This is a genomic window from Rhodococcoides fascians A25f (genome assembly GCF_000760935.2).
GTDB lineage: Bacteria > Actinomycetota > Actinomycetes > Mycobacteriales > Mycobacteriaceae > Rhodococcoides.
In genome coordinates this window covers 1767126-1781151 of sequence record NZ_CP049744.1, presented here as the reverse complement: position 1 = coordinate 1781151, position 14026 = coordinate 1767126, and the positions used below count along the sequence as shown (strand labels likewise).

The following is a 14026-nucleotide window of genomic DNA, read 5'->3' as shown; positions in this document are numbered from 1 at the left end:
ACGCTATTTTTCCGTAAGGGGTCCAGCAGTGCGCGAATATTCTGTGCCGGCGTCGTTCACCATTCCCGACGACGCTTCCATGGCCGACACCGTTTTCCGGTACGAAAAAGAATCGCCGAACCTCGTACCGTTCCAGCGACTCGTGAACGGCACCTGGACCGACGTCACAGCGGGCCAGTTCGCCAAAGAGGTCACCGCCGTAGCCAAAGGCCTGATCGCATCGGGCATCGAACTCGGCGACCGCGTCGCGATTCTCAGCGCGACGCGCTACGAATGGGTCGTTCTCGACTACGCCATCTGGACCGCGGGCGGATGCACCGTCGCGATCTACGAGACCTCGTCGGCCGATCAGGCCCAGTGGATCCTCGAGGACTCGGCGACCAAGTTGCTGATCGTCGAGACCGCGTCCCACGTCTCCAACCTGAAGGACGTCACCGACGGTGCCGCCGACCTGCGTGAGGTACTCCAGATCGACGACGGTGCCATCGACGAGCTGACCACCCGCGGCGCGGGAGTCAGCGACGAGGACGTGCACACCCGTCGGCACCAGGTCACCGCCGCCTCCCCCGCCACCCTGATCTACACCTCGGGCACCACCGGCCGCCCCAAGGGTGTGCAGCTCACGCATGCGAACTTCTACGCCGAGGTCCAGGCCACCCAGATCGCCCTGCACGACTCCATGCGCGAGGGCAACCGCACACTGATGTTCCTCCCGATGGCGCACGTGTTCGCCCGCGCGGTGTCGTTCGGCTCGTTCGAGTCGAAGGTGACCGTGGGCCACACCTCGGACGTATCGACACTGGTGGATCAGTTCGCCGTCTTCAAGCCGAACTTCATTCTCTCGGTGCCGCGCGTGTTCGAGAAGGTCTACAACTCGGCCAAGCAGAAGGCACACGACGGCGGCAAGGGCAGCATCTTCGACAAGGCCGCCGCGACGGCCATCGAGTGGAGTGAGGCCCAGGAGAAGGGCGGCGCAGGCCTGGTCCTGAACCTCAAGCACACGGTGTTCGACAAGCTCGTCTACTCCAAGTTGCGGGCCGCCCTCGGCGGCAACTGCGATCGTGCGGTCTCGGGCGGCGGCCCGCTCGGCGCTCGCCTCGGCCACTTCTTCCGCGGCGCGGGCGTCCCGGTCTACGAGGGCTACGGACTGACCGAGACCAGCGCGGCAGTCACCGTCAACACCACCAAGGAACAGCGCGTCGGCACCGTCGGCAAGCCCATCGACGGCCACGCGGTCAAGGTCGCCGAGGACGGCGAACTGCTGCTCAAGGGCCCGGTGGTGTTCAGCGGCTACTGGCACAACGAGAAGGCCACCGCCGAAGCGATCGTCGACGGCTGGTTCCACACCGGCGATCTCGGATCGATCGACCAGGAGGGCTTCGTCTCGATCACCGGCCGCAAGAAGGAAATCATCGTCACCGCGGGTGGCAAGAACGTCGCTCCCGCGGTGCTCGAGGACGCCCTGCGCGCCAACGCGATCATCAGTCAGTGCCTCGTCGTCGGCGACGCCAAGCCGTTCATCGGTGCGCTGATCACCCTCGATCCCGAGGCACTGCCGGGCTGGCTCGAACGCCACAGCCTCTCTGCCGACATCCCGTTCTCGGAGCTGTCGAAGAACGCCGACCTCGTCGCCGAGATCGACAAGGCCGTGGCCGAGGCCAACAAGAAGGTCTCGAACCCCGAGCAGATCAAGAAGTACACGATCCTCGAGAACGACTTCACCGTCGAAACCGGAGAGCTCACCCCGACGATGAAGCTCAAGCGCAACATCATCCACTCCGAGCGTGGCAGCGACATCGAGGCCATCTACTCGTAGATCGAACACAAAAGAAAGGGCCCGGCGTGCACGCCGGGCCCTTTCTCGGTTCTCGGGTCAGGACATGTGCTCGTCGAGAAACTCCGCGACCGCCAACGTCACCTGCAGGTGGATCTTCTCGTGCAGCAGGTCGTGGCCGCCGTCGTCGAACTCGTGCAGGGACGCGTCGGGCACACCGCCGATCCACTCGCGGACCGCATCGATCGGAGCCAGGCGGTCGTCGACACCGTGCACGGCGAGGATCGGAATCACATTGTCGGAGAGGTCGTCGGAAGCGCCCGTCACCGACTTCGGAGTGCCGCACAGCACAGCGCAGCGGACCGCCTCCGGATGCGCGCCGAGCGCTGCGATGGCCGTCGCGGCACCCAGCGAGTGCCCCATCAGCGCGAACGACAATTCGGGATGCTCGGCCTCGGCGATGTCGAGCAGCTGCAGCGCATTCTGAGCCAGGCCAGGTATCTGAGCCGCGTCGGTCAACTCCCCTTCGGTGAGACCGTGGCCGACATGGTCGACCGCCCACACGTCCACTCCGCGACCGTTCAGCACCCGGGCGAACCGGTGATAGTGGCCGCTGTTCTGACCGAGACCGTGGAGGAAGACAAGACCGAAACGAGCATCGGGAACGGTCCAGTTTCGGTAATGGACAGCACCGGTGGCTCCGTCGAAAAATGGCATTCGATCATTTTGCCTCCTCTCGTCGGCATTCGCGCGCAACGTGACCGGCGCCGCTGTCGTCGATGGCTAGGGTGGGCACTTGTGTTCCTCCTCGGCGATCGGGTCGTCTACAGCGCCAGCGACCTCGCAGCGGCGGCGTCCTGCGAATTCGCGTTGCTTCGCCGACTCGACGGGTTGACCGGACTGATCCCGCGCGCCGCCGCCGAACCGGACCCCATGCTCGACCGCACGTCCGCACTCGGATTCGAACACGAACGGCGTCAACTCGCAGCCTTCGAGCTGCGCTACCCCGGCGGCGTCCTGACGATGGACAGACCGGGACGCACCGCCCAGGAACTGGCCGACGCCGCGTGGGCAACCTTCACCGCGCTGACCGCACGCACCCCCGTGGTGTACCAAGCGACCTTCTTCGACGGCCGGTTCCTCGGCTTCTGCGACTTTCTGGTGGCTGAGGGTTCGGGCTACGGCGTGTACGACACCAAGCTGTCGCGGCACGCGAAGGTGCCGGCTCTGCTCCAGTTGGCGGCGTACGCAGATGCGCTGCGGGCCGGCGGAGTGACTCCGAGCAACGATGTACACCTCGTGCTCGGTGACGGCAGCGACTCCGTTCACGCTCTCGCCGAGATACTTCCCGTCTACCGGCAGTCCCGAGACCATCTCCAACACATCCTCGACGAGCACCACGCCGAGGGCACCGTCGTCGATTGGTTCGATGCGCGCTACTCCGGTTGCGGGCAGTGCGAGGCCTGCGTTGTCGAAGTGGAGCAGCATCGCGATCTGGTTCTCGTCGCCGGCATGCGCGCGAGTACCCGCGAGAAGCTGCTCGACGCGGGAATCACCACGGTGGACGAGCTGGCCTCGTCGACAGGGATCGTCGACGGGATGTCCACTCGTACAGCGGCGAACCTGCGCGCTCAGGCGGCGCTGCAAGTTCGCCAGGAGCACAGCGGCGAACCGGAATTCGAGATCTTCGACGCCGACGCCCTCGGGGTGATCCCCGAACCCGATCCGGGCGACATCTTATTCGACTTCGAGGGCGATCCACTGTGGGCCGAAGCCGGGAGTAGCGAGTGGGGGCTCGAGTACCTGTTCGGCGTCTACACCGCCGACGGCGAGTTCCTTCCGTTCTGGGCGCACGATCGCGCACAGGAACGCCGTGCCCTGATCGACTTCCTCGACTACGTCTCCGCACGCCGCGCCGCCTACCCCCACATGCACGTCTACCACTACGCGCCGTACGAGAAGACCGCGCTGCTGCGTCTCGCCGGGCGCTACGGAGTGGGCGAGGACGCCGTCGACAACCTGCTGCGGGACAACGTATTGGTAGACCTGTATCCCGTTGTCCGGTCTGCAGTACGCATCGGAGCTCGGTCCTACAGCATCAAGAAACTCGAACCGCTGTACATGCCCGCCTCCCGCGACGGAGACGTCACCGACGCCGCCGCATCGATCGTCGAATACGCGAACTGGTGCGATCTGCGGGATCAGGGCAAGGACGACGAGGCCGCCTCTCTTCTGGCGGATATTGCCGAGTACAACCGCACCGACTGCGAATCGACTCTGCGACTTCGCGATTGGTTGCTCGAACGCGCATCGGACGCCGGTGTTCCGCCGCGGGTGAACCAGGAGCTCGACCTCGACAAGAGCGCCTCCGACACCGCGAGCCCGCTGGAACTCGACCTTGCCGAGTACGCGGGACTGCCCTGGGACCGCACCCCGACGCAGCAGGCCGTGGCCCTGTTCGCCGGTGCCATCGGCTACCACCGCCGCGAGCGAAAGCCGTTCTGGTGGGCCCACTTCGATCGCTTGACCCACCCACTGGACGAATGGGCCGACGCGGCAGACGTGTTGAAAGTCGAACGCGCGGAACTGGTGCACGACTGGATGAAAACGGCACCCACACAGCGTGTTCGACGACGACAGATCAAGCTGCTGGGACATCTGAGCAACGGCGTGCTCGGGGGCTCGAAGGTCAAACTCCTCTACGCAGAACCGGCCCCGGAAGGGCTGCCGAAACAGCAACCTACCCATCGCGCGACGACATCGGTCGAGATCGTGCAGACCGGCTACGAGGGCACCCTCGACATGGTCGTCGTGCAGGAGAACCTACGCAAGGGTGTGACCGAATACACCGACTTTCCCATCGCGACGGCGCCCGAGCCGCCGCCCGCGACCAAATACCTCGAAGAGGCGATCGTCGCAGCGGCCACCGAGGTCAGCGCTGCGCTGCCCCACCTTCCGCGTACGGCCATCGCCGATCTGCTGACGCTGTCTGCGCCCCGAACCCGTTCCGGCAAAGGCCTTCCCGCGGTCCGGGGCCACGACTACGCAGCTGCGGTCACCGCAGCGCTGCTGGATCTGGCGAACTCCTACGTGGCCGTTCAGGGCCCACCCGGGACCGGGAAGACCTACACCGCCGCGCGAGTGATCGCCGAACTGGTCGACGTCCATCACTGGCGCATCGGCGTGGTGGGCCAGTCTCATCACGTGGTGAACAATCTGTTGGACACCATCGTGGCCGCCGGGGTGGACCCGGCCAAGGTGGGCAAGAAGGCCCCGACCGCTCACACCGTCGTCGAACCCACCGACTACGCCCGTTTCGTCACCGACGCCGAGCAGGGCTGCGTCATCGGCGGGACCGCCTGGGACTTCTCCAACCCCGGCCGGATACCGCGCGGGGCCCTGGATCTGCTGGTCGTCGACGAGGCCGGGCAGTTCTCGCTGGCCAACACCATCGCCGTCTCGGTGTCTGCCCGCAACCTGTTGCTGCTCGGCGACCCGGCACAGCTGCCGCAGGTCAGTCAGGGCACCCACCCCGAACTCGTCGACGAATCCGCCCTGGGCTGGATCACCGACGGTCACCCGACGCTGCCCGCCGATCGCGGGTACTTCCTGGCGACGACGTGGCGGATGCATCCGGATCTGTGCGCGCCCGTCTCGGCGCTGTCGTACGAGGGCAAACTGCAGTCCAACAAGGCTGTCACACAGTCTCGGTCGCTGTCAGGGCTGGAGCCCGGCCTGCACACCGTCTATCTGGACCATCACGGTAACTCCACGGACTCGGTGGAAGAGGCCGACGAGATCGTCGCACGAGTGCAGGGTCTCCTGGGTCGATCGTGGAGCAACCCCGAGTCGTTCGACGGCGTGCGGCCGATGGAGCAGTCCGACTTTCTCGTCGTCGCGGCCTACAACGCTCAGGTCGCCGTCATCCTCGAGCGTCTCGCGGCCGCCGGACTGGGTGACGTCTCGGTCGGAACCGTCGACAAGTTCCAGGGCCGACAGGCCCCGGTGGTGTTGATCTCGATGGCGGCATCGGCGATCGAGGACGTTCCGCGTGGCATGTCGTTTCTGCTCTCGCGCAACCGACTCAACGTCGCCGTCTCACGCGGTCAGTGGGCCGCGATCCTGATCCGATCGCGAGCACTGACTCAGTACTTGCCGTCGACCCCGGCCGGGCTCGTCACCCTAGGCACGTTCATGAGCCTGTGCGAGAACGGAATTCAGCCGAACGCCATACCCTCGCCGCGGTAGGTGGGGACCGGCTCGACAGATCCGTCGGCGTGCACCAGATGCAGGGTGTCGAATCGCTCGCACAGCTCGCCCGCCTTGGCGTGCCGGAACCAGACGCGATCACCGATGTGCACCTCGTCGGCCCCGCTCACCGGAGTCTGCACCTCACCGGCACCCTCGTTGCGCAGTAGCTTCAGCCCGGACGTCACTACTCCGGCGGCCTTTCTCGACCACGCCACCGGCCTCGGGGATCGGGACCCCGACGCAGGACCCGACGCGATGTAGCCACCACCGAACAACGTTGCGATCTGCGGGGTCGGCTTGCGCACCGCGGACAGAGCGAAGAACAGCGACGGCTCGGCAGAGAAGGCGCGATACCGGTCGAACAGCGTCGGCGCGAACAGACCCGATCCGGCGGTGACCTCGGTGACGACCGGATCGGCGGCCGAGAAGTCGATCGACCCGGTGCCGCCGCTGTTGACGATCTCGATGTGACCCACCGCCGCGGACACCGCCTCGACCACTGCCCTTCTGCGCGTGGAGATCTCACGGGACGACAGCGACTTCATCCACTCCACCGCGACATTGGAATCAGGCACACCGGCGATCTGCGCCTCGTAGAACATCAGACCGACGACCCGGAACCCCCGCGAGTGCGCCACCCGCGCGAAGGCGGCAACCTGCTCGGGATCGCGCAGCGGAGAACGCCTGACCCCGATGTGCAGCGGCCCGATCCGCAGCGAGGCATCGACATCGATACAGATACGGGGCTTGAGAAGGTCGCTGCGGGTGGCGTCGCGCACGATGTCCAATTGCGCGACGTCGTCGACCATCAGTGTGATGCGACCCGACAGAACTCGATCGTTGACGACCTCGGCGAGAGCCGTGCGGTCGACACTCGGATAGCCCATCAGGATGTCCTCGACCCCCTGGCGCGCGAGCCACACCGCCTCACGCAGCGAGTACGCCATGACCCCGCTCACGCCTTCTGTTGCGAGCACCCGATCGAGGACGGCTCGGCAGCGCACTGACTTGCTGGCGATCCGAATCGGCACCCCCTTCGCTCGCGCTCGCAGCGCCGCCGCATTGGCATCGAGAGCGACCGAATCGACTGCAGCCAAGGGAGATTCGAGACCCTCGGTGGCAGCGGCTATCCGAGAGAGTGGTGTCGTGTCGGAGGTGACGACACCGGCGATCGAACTCATACTTCAACATTCCTTCGTCGTCGTTGCCGGGCCCACACAGTCAAACACTCCGCAGCCGAGAAGTCCCGGCGAGCACTCAACGGTCCAGGGCTTTGCCCGCGATCAGCCCGGACAGGTCGTCGATCTGAGCCAGCACCTCGAGGTCGTCACCGTCGACCAGCCACCGCAGCACCAGCCCGTCGAGCGTCGCCATCCCGAAACGCGCGATCGACTCCACCGGCTCGAGCCATCTCGTGCCGGTGTGATCGGAGCACTTCTCGAAGAACAACCGGGCCTCGGAGTCCCGAATCCGGTACTGACCATTGGCGATCTCGGCCGCGGTGGCGGACCCGAGCGCGCGATGCCGCAGCAGGTAGGTCTTGATCTCGTATGCGAGCAACTGCCGATCCGGCGACTTCTCGATCAACAACCACACTGCGCTCAGCCCGCCGTGCACCAGCTCGCGCAGACCCCGAACTCCTGGCAATTCTCGGGTACCGACAGCGCTGTCCAGCGCCGCGTGGAGAATCTCGGTGACGTCGACGATGAGGTGCTCCCCCATCGCGATCACCAAATCCTGCTTGGTCTCGAAGTGGTACTGCACGATGCCCTTGGTGACGTCGGCGTACTCTGAGAGCGCGCGCACCGTCAGGGACTCGATACCCACCCGCTCGGCGACGTCGATCGCCGACTGCACCAGTTGTGCGCGTCGCACATCCGCGGGCAGCCTCGATTGCATGACCCGATACTAGGGGGCTGCCGAAGTCTGTGCCCCATATTGATCCACGGGGCGCGAACCCGAGGTTTCGGGAGTGGAGCCTGCGGAACGACCCTGCGGTTTCGGGAGTGCGATAGTGATTCGATGATCGAGCGGTCGTGGCAGAACTGGGCGGGCAATCAGCAGGCATATCCGGCGCATCGTGCCGAGCCCGCATCGGTGGACGAAGTGCGCAGCGTTCTTCGGGGCGCCGTCGATCGGTCTCGGTCGGTGCGATGCGTCGGGGCCGGTCACTCCTTCACTCCGATCGCTGTCACCGACGGCGTTCAGATCAGCCTCGATTCCTTGCGTGGGATCGAATCGGTCGTCCGCGACGACGACGGTTCCGCCCGGGTGACGGTGCTCGCCGGCACTCGGCTGCGCGAGCTGACCGCGCGGCTGTGGGATCTCGGCCTGGCCATGACCAACCTCGGCGACATCGACGAACAGTCCGTTGCGGGAGCCATCTCCACGGGCACCCACGGAACCGGTGCCCGCTTCGGCGGCATCGCCACTCAGGTGCATGCGCTGGAGCTGATGACCGCGGACGGCCGGCTCGTCCGGTGCTCCCGCGACGAGAACACGGAGCTGTTCGACGCGGCCCGCATCGGCCTCGGTGCGCTCGGCGTCATCACCCGAGTCACGCTCGACTGCGTTCCGGCGTTCGCCCTGCGGGCCGTCGAGGAACCGTCGACGCTGACGGCAACGCTCGCCGAGCTCGAAACCACCGTTGCTGCCGTCGACCACTTCGAGTTCTACTGGTTTCCACACACCGACCGTGTGCTGACCAAACGCAACACCCGCATGCCCGGAGACGCCGTGCTGCGCCCGCTGGGAAAGGTGCGCTCGTACCTCGACGACGAGCTGCTGTCCAACACGGTCTTCGAGGGGCTCAACCGCATGGTGACGCGGGTGCCGGCCCTGATTCCTCGACTCAACGCGGTCTCGGCCCGGGCACTGTCGGCCCGCGAGTACACCGATCGCTCGTACCGAGTGTTCGCATCCTCGCGGACGGTCAGATTCGTCGAGATGGAGTATGCGGTGCCGGCATCCGAGATCGGCCGGGTGCTGCGCGAGGTGGATCGCTGGCTCGAGCAGTCTTCGATGTCCATCGCGTTTCCCGTCGAAGTACGATTCGCCGCCGCCGACGACATCTGGCTCTCCACGGCCTACGGGCGCCCGACGGCCTACATCGCCGTGCACCAGTACCACCGCCGCGATCACCGCGACTACTTCGACGCCGTCGAGGACATCTGCCGCAGCGTCGGCGGCCGGCCACACTGGGGCAAACTGCACTCCCTCGGCGGCGACCAACTGCGTGATTCCTGCGAGCACTTCGACGATTTCCTCCGCATCCGCGATTCGATGGACCCGCACAAGGTGTTCGGCAGCGAGTACCTCGAACACCTGCTGTCCTGAGCGGTCGACCGGCGTAACGTTGCGGCGCAATTTCTGCTCCACTCCTGCGACCTCGGAGTGGGTTTCCCCAGGCCAACGCCTCGAGTGGAGCGTCCCGTGCACGCAGCCACTCCGCGCACGCTTACATTGGAGCGAGTGAGCACAGGTAAACGCGCGCTGTCCGGCATCATCGCCGCCGGAGTCGTCCTCGGTGTCGGTGAATTGATCGCCGTCCCCATCGGACCGAACTCGTCGCCACTGACGGCCGTCGGGTCCTCGGCCGTCGACAACAGTCCGGCCCCGATCCGTGAATGGGCCATCGACACGTTCGGCACCTCCGACAAGCTCGCCCTGTTCGTCGGCATGGCCGTGGTGATCGCTGCTATCGCCGCCGCAGCAGGCATCGCCCGCAAACCGATCGGTGCTGTGGTGTTCGCAGCACTGGGCGTTCTCGGCGTACTCGCGGCGGTGACGCGACCCGACGCAACGGCCTTCTACGCAGTCCCGACCATCGGCGGCGTCATCGTCGCCATCGTCGTGCTGCACGCCCTCATCGGAGCCGCCACCCCGGCGACCGAGGGCATGAACCGTCGCAGCTTCCTGACCCTCGCCGCCGGTGCCGCGGTACTCGGTGTGGTCGCCGGGACGGCCGGACGGATGCTCACCTCGGCGCGCGCCGTCACCGCCGATCGACTCGGCTTCATGCTTCCGACCCCGACGCCGCAGCCCCCGATACCGGCCGGGGCAGATCTGCAGATCGACGGCCTCGCGTCGTACATCACCCCGAACGAGGACTTCTACCGCATCGATACCGCGTTGGTCGTGCCGCGGGTGGCGTCGGATACGTGGTCGCTGCGGATACACGGCATGGTCGACCGCGAGATCGAGCTGACGTTCGCCGATCTGGCGCAGCGCCAGGCCGTCGAGAAGACGGTCACCCTGACCTGTGTGTCGAACATCGTCGGCGGCGACCTCGTGGGCAACGCGACGTGGATCGGCTACCCGCTCGAGGACATTCTCGAGGAAGCAGGCATTTCGCCGGATGCCGACATGGCTCTGTCGTCGAGCAGTGACGCCTTCACCGCGGGCACTCCCCTGGAGGTTCTGCTCGACGGCCGCGATGCCTTACTGGCGGTGGGGATGAACGGTGCACCGCTGCCCGTCGAGCACGGCTACCCGGCGCGGCTCGTCGTTCCGGGTCTGTACGGATACGTCTCGGCGACCAAATGGGTCACCGACATCGAGATCACCCGCTTCGACACGGTGACGGCGTATTGGACCGATCGAGGCTGGGGCGCTCTAGGACCGATCAAGACCGCCTCGCGCATCGACACCCCGCGATCGGGCAGCTCGGTGCCCGCCGGGAAGTCGGTAGTCGCGGGCGTCGCCTGGAATCAGCACACCGGTATCGAGGGCGTGGAAGTGCAGGTGGACGAGGGCAATTGGGTGCCGGCCACGCTCTCGGAGGAGTACTCCAAGGACACCTGGCGGCAATGGACGGTCGAGCTCGATCTGGCTGCGGGCCAGCATTCCATCCGAGCCCGCGCCACCAACTCTGCCGGAGAACTGCAGACCAACAAGACCGCCGACACCGTTCCCGACGGAGCCACCGGCTACCCGAAGATCTCGGTGACGGCGAACTGATCTACAAGGTGCTGAAGCTCGCGCGAATCGAGTTCTCGGCCAATTGCTTTCGCTCGGCCGCGGTGAGGCCCATTCCCGCTTCGAGGGCAGAGAAGTTGTCGTCGACGTAGCCGCCGAAGTAGGCGGGATCGTCGGAATTGATCGACACCGACAGGCCGCGCTCGAGCATCTGCCGCAACGGCAGCTGCTCGACGTTGTCGATCACCTTGAGCCGGACATTGGACAGCGGGCAGACGGTGAGCGGAATCTGTTCCTCGACAAGTCGATTCACCAGTGCCTCGTCTTCCAGGCACCGAACCCCATGATCGATGCGCTCGACCTTCAGCAGATCCAGTGCCTGCCAGATGTAGTCGGGCGGGCCTTCCTCACCGGCGTGAGCCACCACGTGCAAACCCTCGGCGCGTGCCTTGGCGAACACATCGACGAACAGCGACGGCGGGTAGCCCACTTCGGCGGAATCGAGACCGAGGCCGATGATCGGAGCCTGCATCGCCAACAGGTCGTCGAGCAGTTGATTCGCGTGCAGTACCGGCTTGTCGCGCAGAATCGACGCGATCAGCCCACTGGTGACGCCGAATTCGCGCTCACTGGTCGCACACGCGTCGGCCAATCCCTCGACGACGGCCTGGAGCGGTACACCGCGCTCGGTGTGCGCCTGCGGGTCGAAGAAGATCTCCGCGTGCGTCACCCCGGCCTGCGCGGTGCGGCGGAAGTACGCCCGGGCCAGATCGGCGAAATCCTCGGCGGTCTGCAACACGGCCATGTTCGCGTAGTACAGATCGAGGAAGGACTGCAGGTCCGTGAACTCGTACTTCGCGCGTAGTTCGTCTATATCGTTGTACGGCAGCGTGATTGCGTTGCGCTCGGCAAGATCGAAGATCAGCGGAGGTTCGAGCGACCCTTCGATGTGCAGGTGCAGTTCGGCCAGCTGATCGTTACTCACTCATACGATTCTACTTGCCCGTGTACGTCGCCTTACCCGGGCCGACCTCGAGGAAGCTCGCGACCGCGCCGCGCAGATCCTCGGTCTCGAACAATGCGCCCGAGACCTCCGAGGTGATCTCGTCCGCGTGGGCCACGCCACCGGAACGCCACGCTGCCACAATCTGTTTGGTTGCCGCGTGCGCGACGGTGGGGCCGTCGGCCAGTCGATGGGTCAGCGCGAGGGCCGCCGCGTCGACGTCGTCGTGGATCTGATTGACCACGCCCCACTCCTTCAGCGTCTGCGCGTCGTACAGATCTCCGGTCATGACGAGCTCGCGAGCCCGACCCGAACCGGCACGCTCGGCCAGACGCTGCGGTCCACCCATCGACGGCGTCAACCCGACGACGGTCTCGACCAGACCGAACTTGGCCTTGGGACCGGCGAGGATGATGTCGCAGGCCAACGAGATCTCGAACGCCGCGGTGAGCGTCAACCCGTGCGCGGCGTAGATCACCGGGCAGGGCAGAGCTTCGAGCGGATGCGCGATGTCGGCAAACAAACCACGCCACAGATCGGCACCCTGCGCAGCGGACAGACCCTGGAACACGTGCACGTCGACGCCCGCCGAGTTCACCTTGCCCTCGGCGCGCAGCAGCACTGCACGGGGCGGACTGGCGACGAGATCGGCGATATCGGCGGCCACCGCGTCGAACATGGCCTGGTCGAAGAGGTTGAGCGGACCGTGGTCGAAGGTGAGCACAGCGATCTCTGCGCCGGCATCGGTGGTGGATCGGACGAGCGAAGTGGGTGCGTCAGCCATGGTTCGCATAGTGCCACACCCGTCTCGGACGGTTGTTACCAGCGAGTATTGTGCGCAGGTAAGTCACCGTTACCGAGAGGAACACATACATGAAGCGCAGCCTGTTCGAGGCCGATCACGAGGACTTCCGTGCATCGGTGCGCGAGTTCGTCACCCGAACCATCACCCCGGTCGAGGAGAAGCTCGTCGAACAGCGGTACATCGACCGCGAGATCTGGCTCGAAGCAGGACGCAACGGCTTCCTCGGGCTCGAAGTACCGGAGGAATACGGCGGCAGTGGAGCCGAGGACTACCGATTCAACGCCGTCCTCGCCGAGGAACTCGCCCGCTCGAGTGCCGCGGTGGCGTCGTGCTTCGGTATTCACGTGGACATCGTGGCTCCGTATCTCGTCAAGCTCACCACCGAGGAGCAGAAGAAGCGTTGGCTGCCCGGCTTCTGCAGCGGCGAGATCCTCACCGCGATCGCCATGACTGAGCCGTCCGGTGGCTCCGACCTGGCCGCGCTGAAGACCACCGCCGTCAAGGACGGCGACGACTTCATCATCAACGGATCCAAGACCTTCATCACCAACGGCAACTCCGCCGATCTCGTCATCGTCGCGACTCGTACGACGCCGGAGAAGAAGGCCAAGGGCATCACGCTCTTCGCCGTCGAGAACGGCACCGAAGGGTTCTCTCGCGGCCGCAAGCTCGACAAGGTCGGTCAGCCCGAATCCGACACTGCCGAATTGTTCTTCGAGAACGTGCGGGTGCCGAGCTCGAACATGATCGGCGAATTCGACGGCGGCTTCATCCACATGATGCAGCTGCTCCCCCAGGAACGCATCAGCTGCTCGGTGGCCAACCTCGGACACGTCCGCCCCATTCTGGAGGAGACGCTGCAGTACGCCAAGGACCGCAAGGCATTCGGTCAGCAGATCGGCTCGTTGCAGTGGAACAAGTTTCTGCTCGCCGAGCTCGTCACCAAACTCGATGTGGCACAGGCGTACATCGACAACTGCATCGCCGCCCACGGAATCGGAGAGCTGACCGCCATCGACGCAGCCAAGGCGAAGTGGTGGAGCTCGCAGGTGCAGAACGAAATCCTCGACCACTGCGTCCAGTTGCACGGCGGCTACGGATTCATGAACGAATACCGCGCCGCCCGCGCCTGGAAAGACGCTCGCGTGACGAAGATCTGGGCCGGATCGAACGAAATCATGAAGGAACTGATCGGCCGGGATCTGGGCCTGTAGTGCACTTCGCGTAGGAGTGGAGCCTGCGGAACGACCCGATGAGCAGTGGTGTGGTTATGTGC

General features: G+C 65.5%; 10 protein-coding genes. 5 read left to right on the top strand and 5 right to left on the bottom strand.

Annotated features, from left to right (window positions below; genetic code table 11):
• Nucleotides 1-28: 28 nt before the first annotated feature.
• Complete coding sequence (locus BH93_RS08595) at nucleotides 29-1816, top strand: AMP-dependent synthetase/ligase (RefSeq protein WP_037172286.1); 1788 nt, start codon at nucleotides 29-31, stop codon at nucleotides 1814-1816.
• 57 nt (nucleotides 1817-1873) lie between these two features.
• On the opposite strand, the gene BH93_RS08590 is transcribed toward BH93_RS08595, so the two are convergent.
• A complete protein-coding gene (locus BH93_RS08590; RefSeq protein ID WP_032380625.1) occupies nucleotides 1874-2491 on the bottom strand; it encodes an alpha/beta hydrolase in 618 nt (205 codons plus the stop codon).
• Between the two features lie 81 nt (nucleotides 2492-2572).
• On the opposite strand from BH93_RS08590, the gene BH93_RS08585 reads away from it, so the two are divergent.
• On the top strand, nucleotides 2573-6022 hold the full coding sequence (locus tag BH93_RS08585) for a TM0106 family RecB-like putative nuclease (protein ID WP_037172287.1): 3450 nt from the start codon (nucleotides 2573-2575) through the stop codon (nucleotides 6020-6022).
• On the opposite strand, the gene BH93_RS08580 is transcribed toward BH93_RS08585, so the two are convergent.
• Both BH93_RS08580 and BH93_RS08575 read right to left on the bottom strand, forming a co-directional pair.
• Complete coding sequence (locus tag BH93_RS08580; protein ID WP_032380627.1) at nucleotides 5992-7206, bottom strand: alanine racemase; 1215 nt, start codon at nucleotides 7204-7206, stop codon at nucleotides 5992-5994. The two genes, BH93_RS08585 and BH93_RS08580, sit on opposite strands and share 31 nt — an antisense overlap.
• Before the next feature lie 76 nt (nucleotides 7207-7282).
• Entirely contained in the window at nucleotides 7283-7924 is a 642-nt protein-coding gene (locus BH93_RS08575; RefSeq protein ID WP_032403836.1) for a TetR/AcrR family transcriptional regulator, read from the bottom strand.
• A gap of 123 nt (nucleotides 7925-8047) precedes the next feature.
• Here BH93_RS08575 and BH93_RS08570 point away from each other — a divergent pair, with 123 nt between their 5' ends.
• Together BH93_RS08570 and BH93_RS08565 are read left to right on the top strand one after the other, a co-directional pair.
• The gene (locus BH93_RS08570) at nucleotides 8048-9361 is read left to right on the top strand and encodes a D-arabinono-1,4-lactone oxidase (RefSeq protein ID WP_037172289.1); all 1314 of its coding nucleotides are present in this window, start codon (nucleotides 8048-8050) and stop codon (nucleotides 9359-9361) included.
• Nucleotides 9362-9496: 135 nt separating this feature from the next.
• A complete protein-coding gene (locus BH93_RS08565; protein ID WP_037172292.1) occupies nucleotides 9497-10984 on the top strand; it encodes a molybdopterin-dependent oxidoreductase in 1488 nt (495 codons plus the stop codon).
• 1 nt (nucleotide 10985) lies between these two features.
• Here BH93_RS08565 and BH93_RS08560 read toward each other — a convergent pair whose 3' ends face one another.
• Both BH93_RS08560 and BH93_RS08555 read right to left on the bottom strand, forming a co-directional pair.
• On the bottom strand, nucleotides 10986-11927 hold the full coding sequence (locus BH93_RS08560; protein WP_037172294.1) for an adenosine deaminase: 942 nt from the start codon (nucleotides 11925-11927) through the stop codon (nucleotides 10986-10988).
• A gap of 10 nt (nucleotides 11928-11937) precedes the next feature.
• On the bottom strand, nucleotides 11938-12729 hold the full coding sequence (locus tag BH93_RS08555) for an enoyl-CoA hydratase/isomerase family protein (protein ID WP_037172309.1): 792 nt from the start codon (nucleotides 12727-12729) through the stop codon (nucleotides 11938-11940).
• Between the two features lie 89 nt (nucleotides 12730-12818).
• Between BH93_RS08555 and BH93_RS08550 the strand changes: the two genes are divergently transcribed.
• A complete protein-coding gene (locus tag BH93_RS08550; RefSeq protein WP_032396497.1) occupies nucleotides 12819-13964 on the top strand; it encodes an acyl-CoA dehydrogenase family protein in 1146 nt (381 codons plus the stop codon).
• Nucleotides 13965-14026 lie beyond the last annotated feature (62 nt).

Coding starts and splice junctions, on each gene's coding strand:
- BH93_RS08590 (WP_032380625.1), bottom strand. CDS start 2,491: ATGCCATTTTTCGACGGAGCCACCGGTGCTGTCCATTACCGAAACTGG.
- BH93_RS08570 (WP_037172289.1), top strand. CDS start 8,048: ATGATCGAGCGGTCGTGGCAGAACTGGGCGGGCAATCAGCAGGCATAT.
- BH93_RS08575 (WP_032403836.1), bottom strand. CDS start 7,924: ATGCAATCGAGGCTGCCCGCGGATGTGCGACGCGCACAACTGGTGCAG.
- BH93_RS08555 (WP_037172309.1), bottom strand. CDS start 12,729: ATGGCTGACGCACCCACTTCGCTCGTCCGATCCACCACCGATGCCGGC.
- BH93_RS08580 (WP_032380627.1), bottom strand. CDS start 7,206: ATGAGTTCGATCGCCGGTGTCGTCACCTCCGACACGACACCACTCTCT.
- BH93_RS08550 (WP_032396497.1), top strand. CDS start 12,819: ATGAAGCGCAGCCTGTTCGAGGCCGATCACGAGGACTTCCGTGCATCG.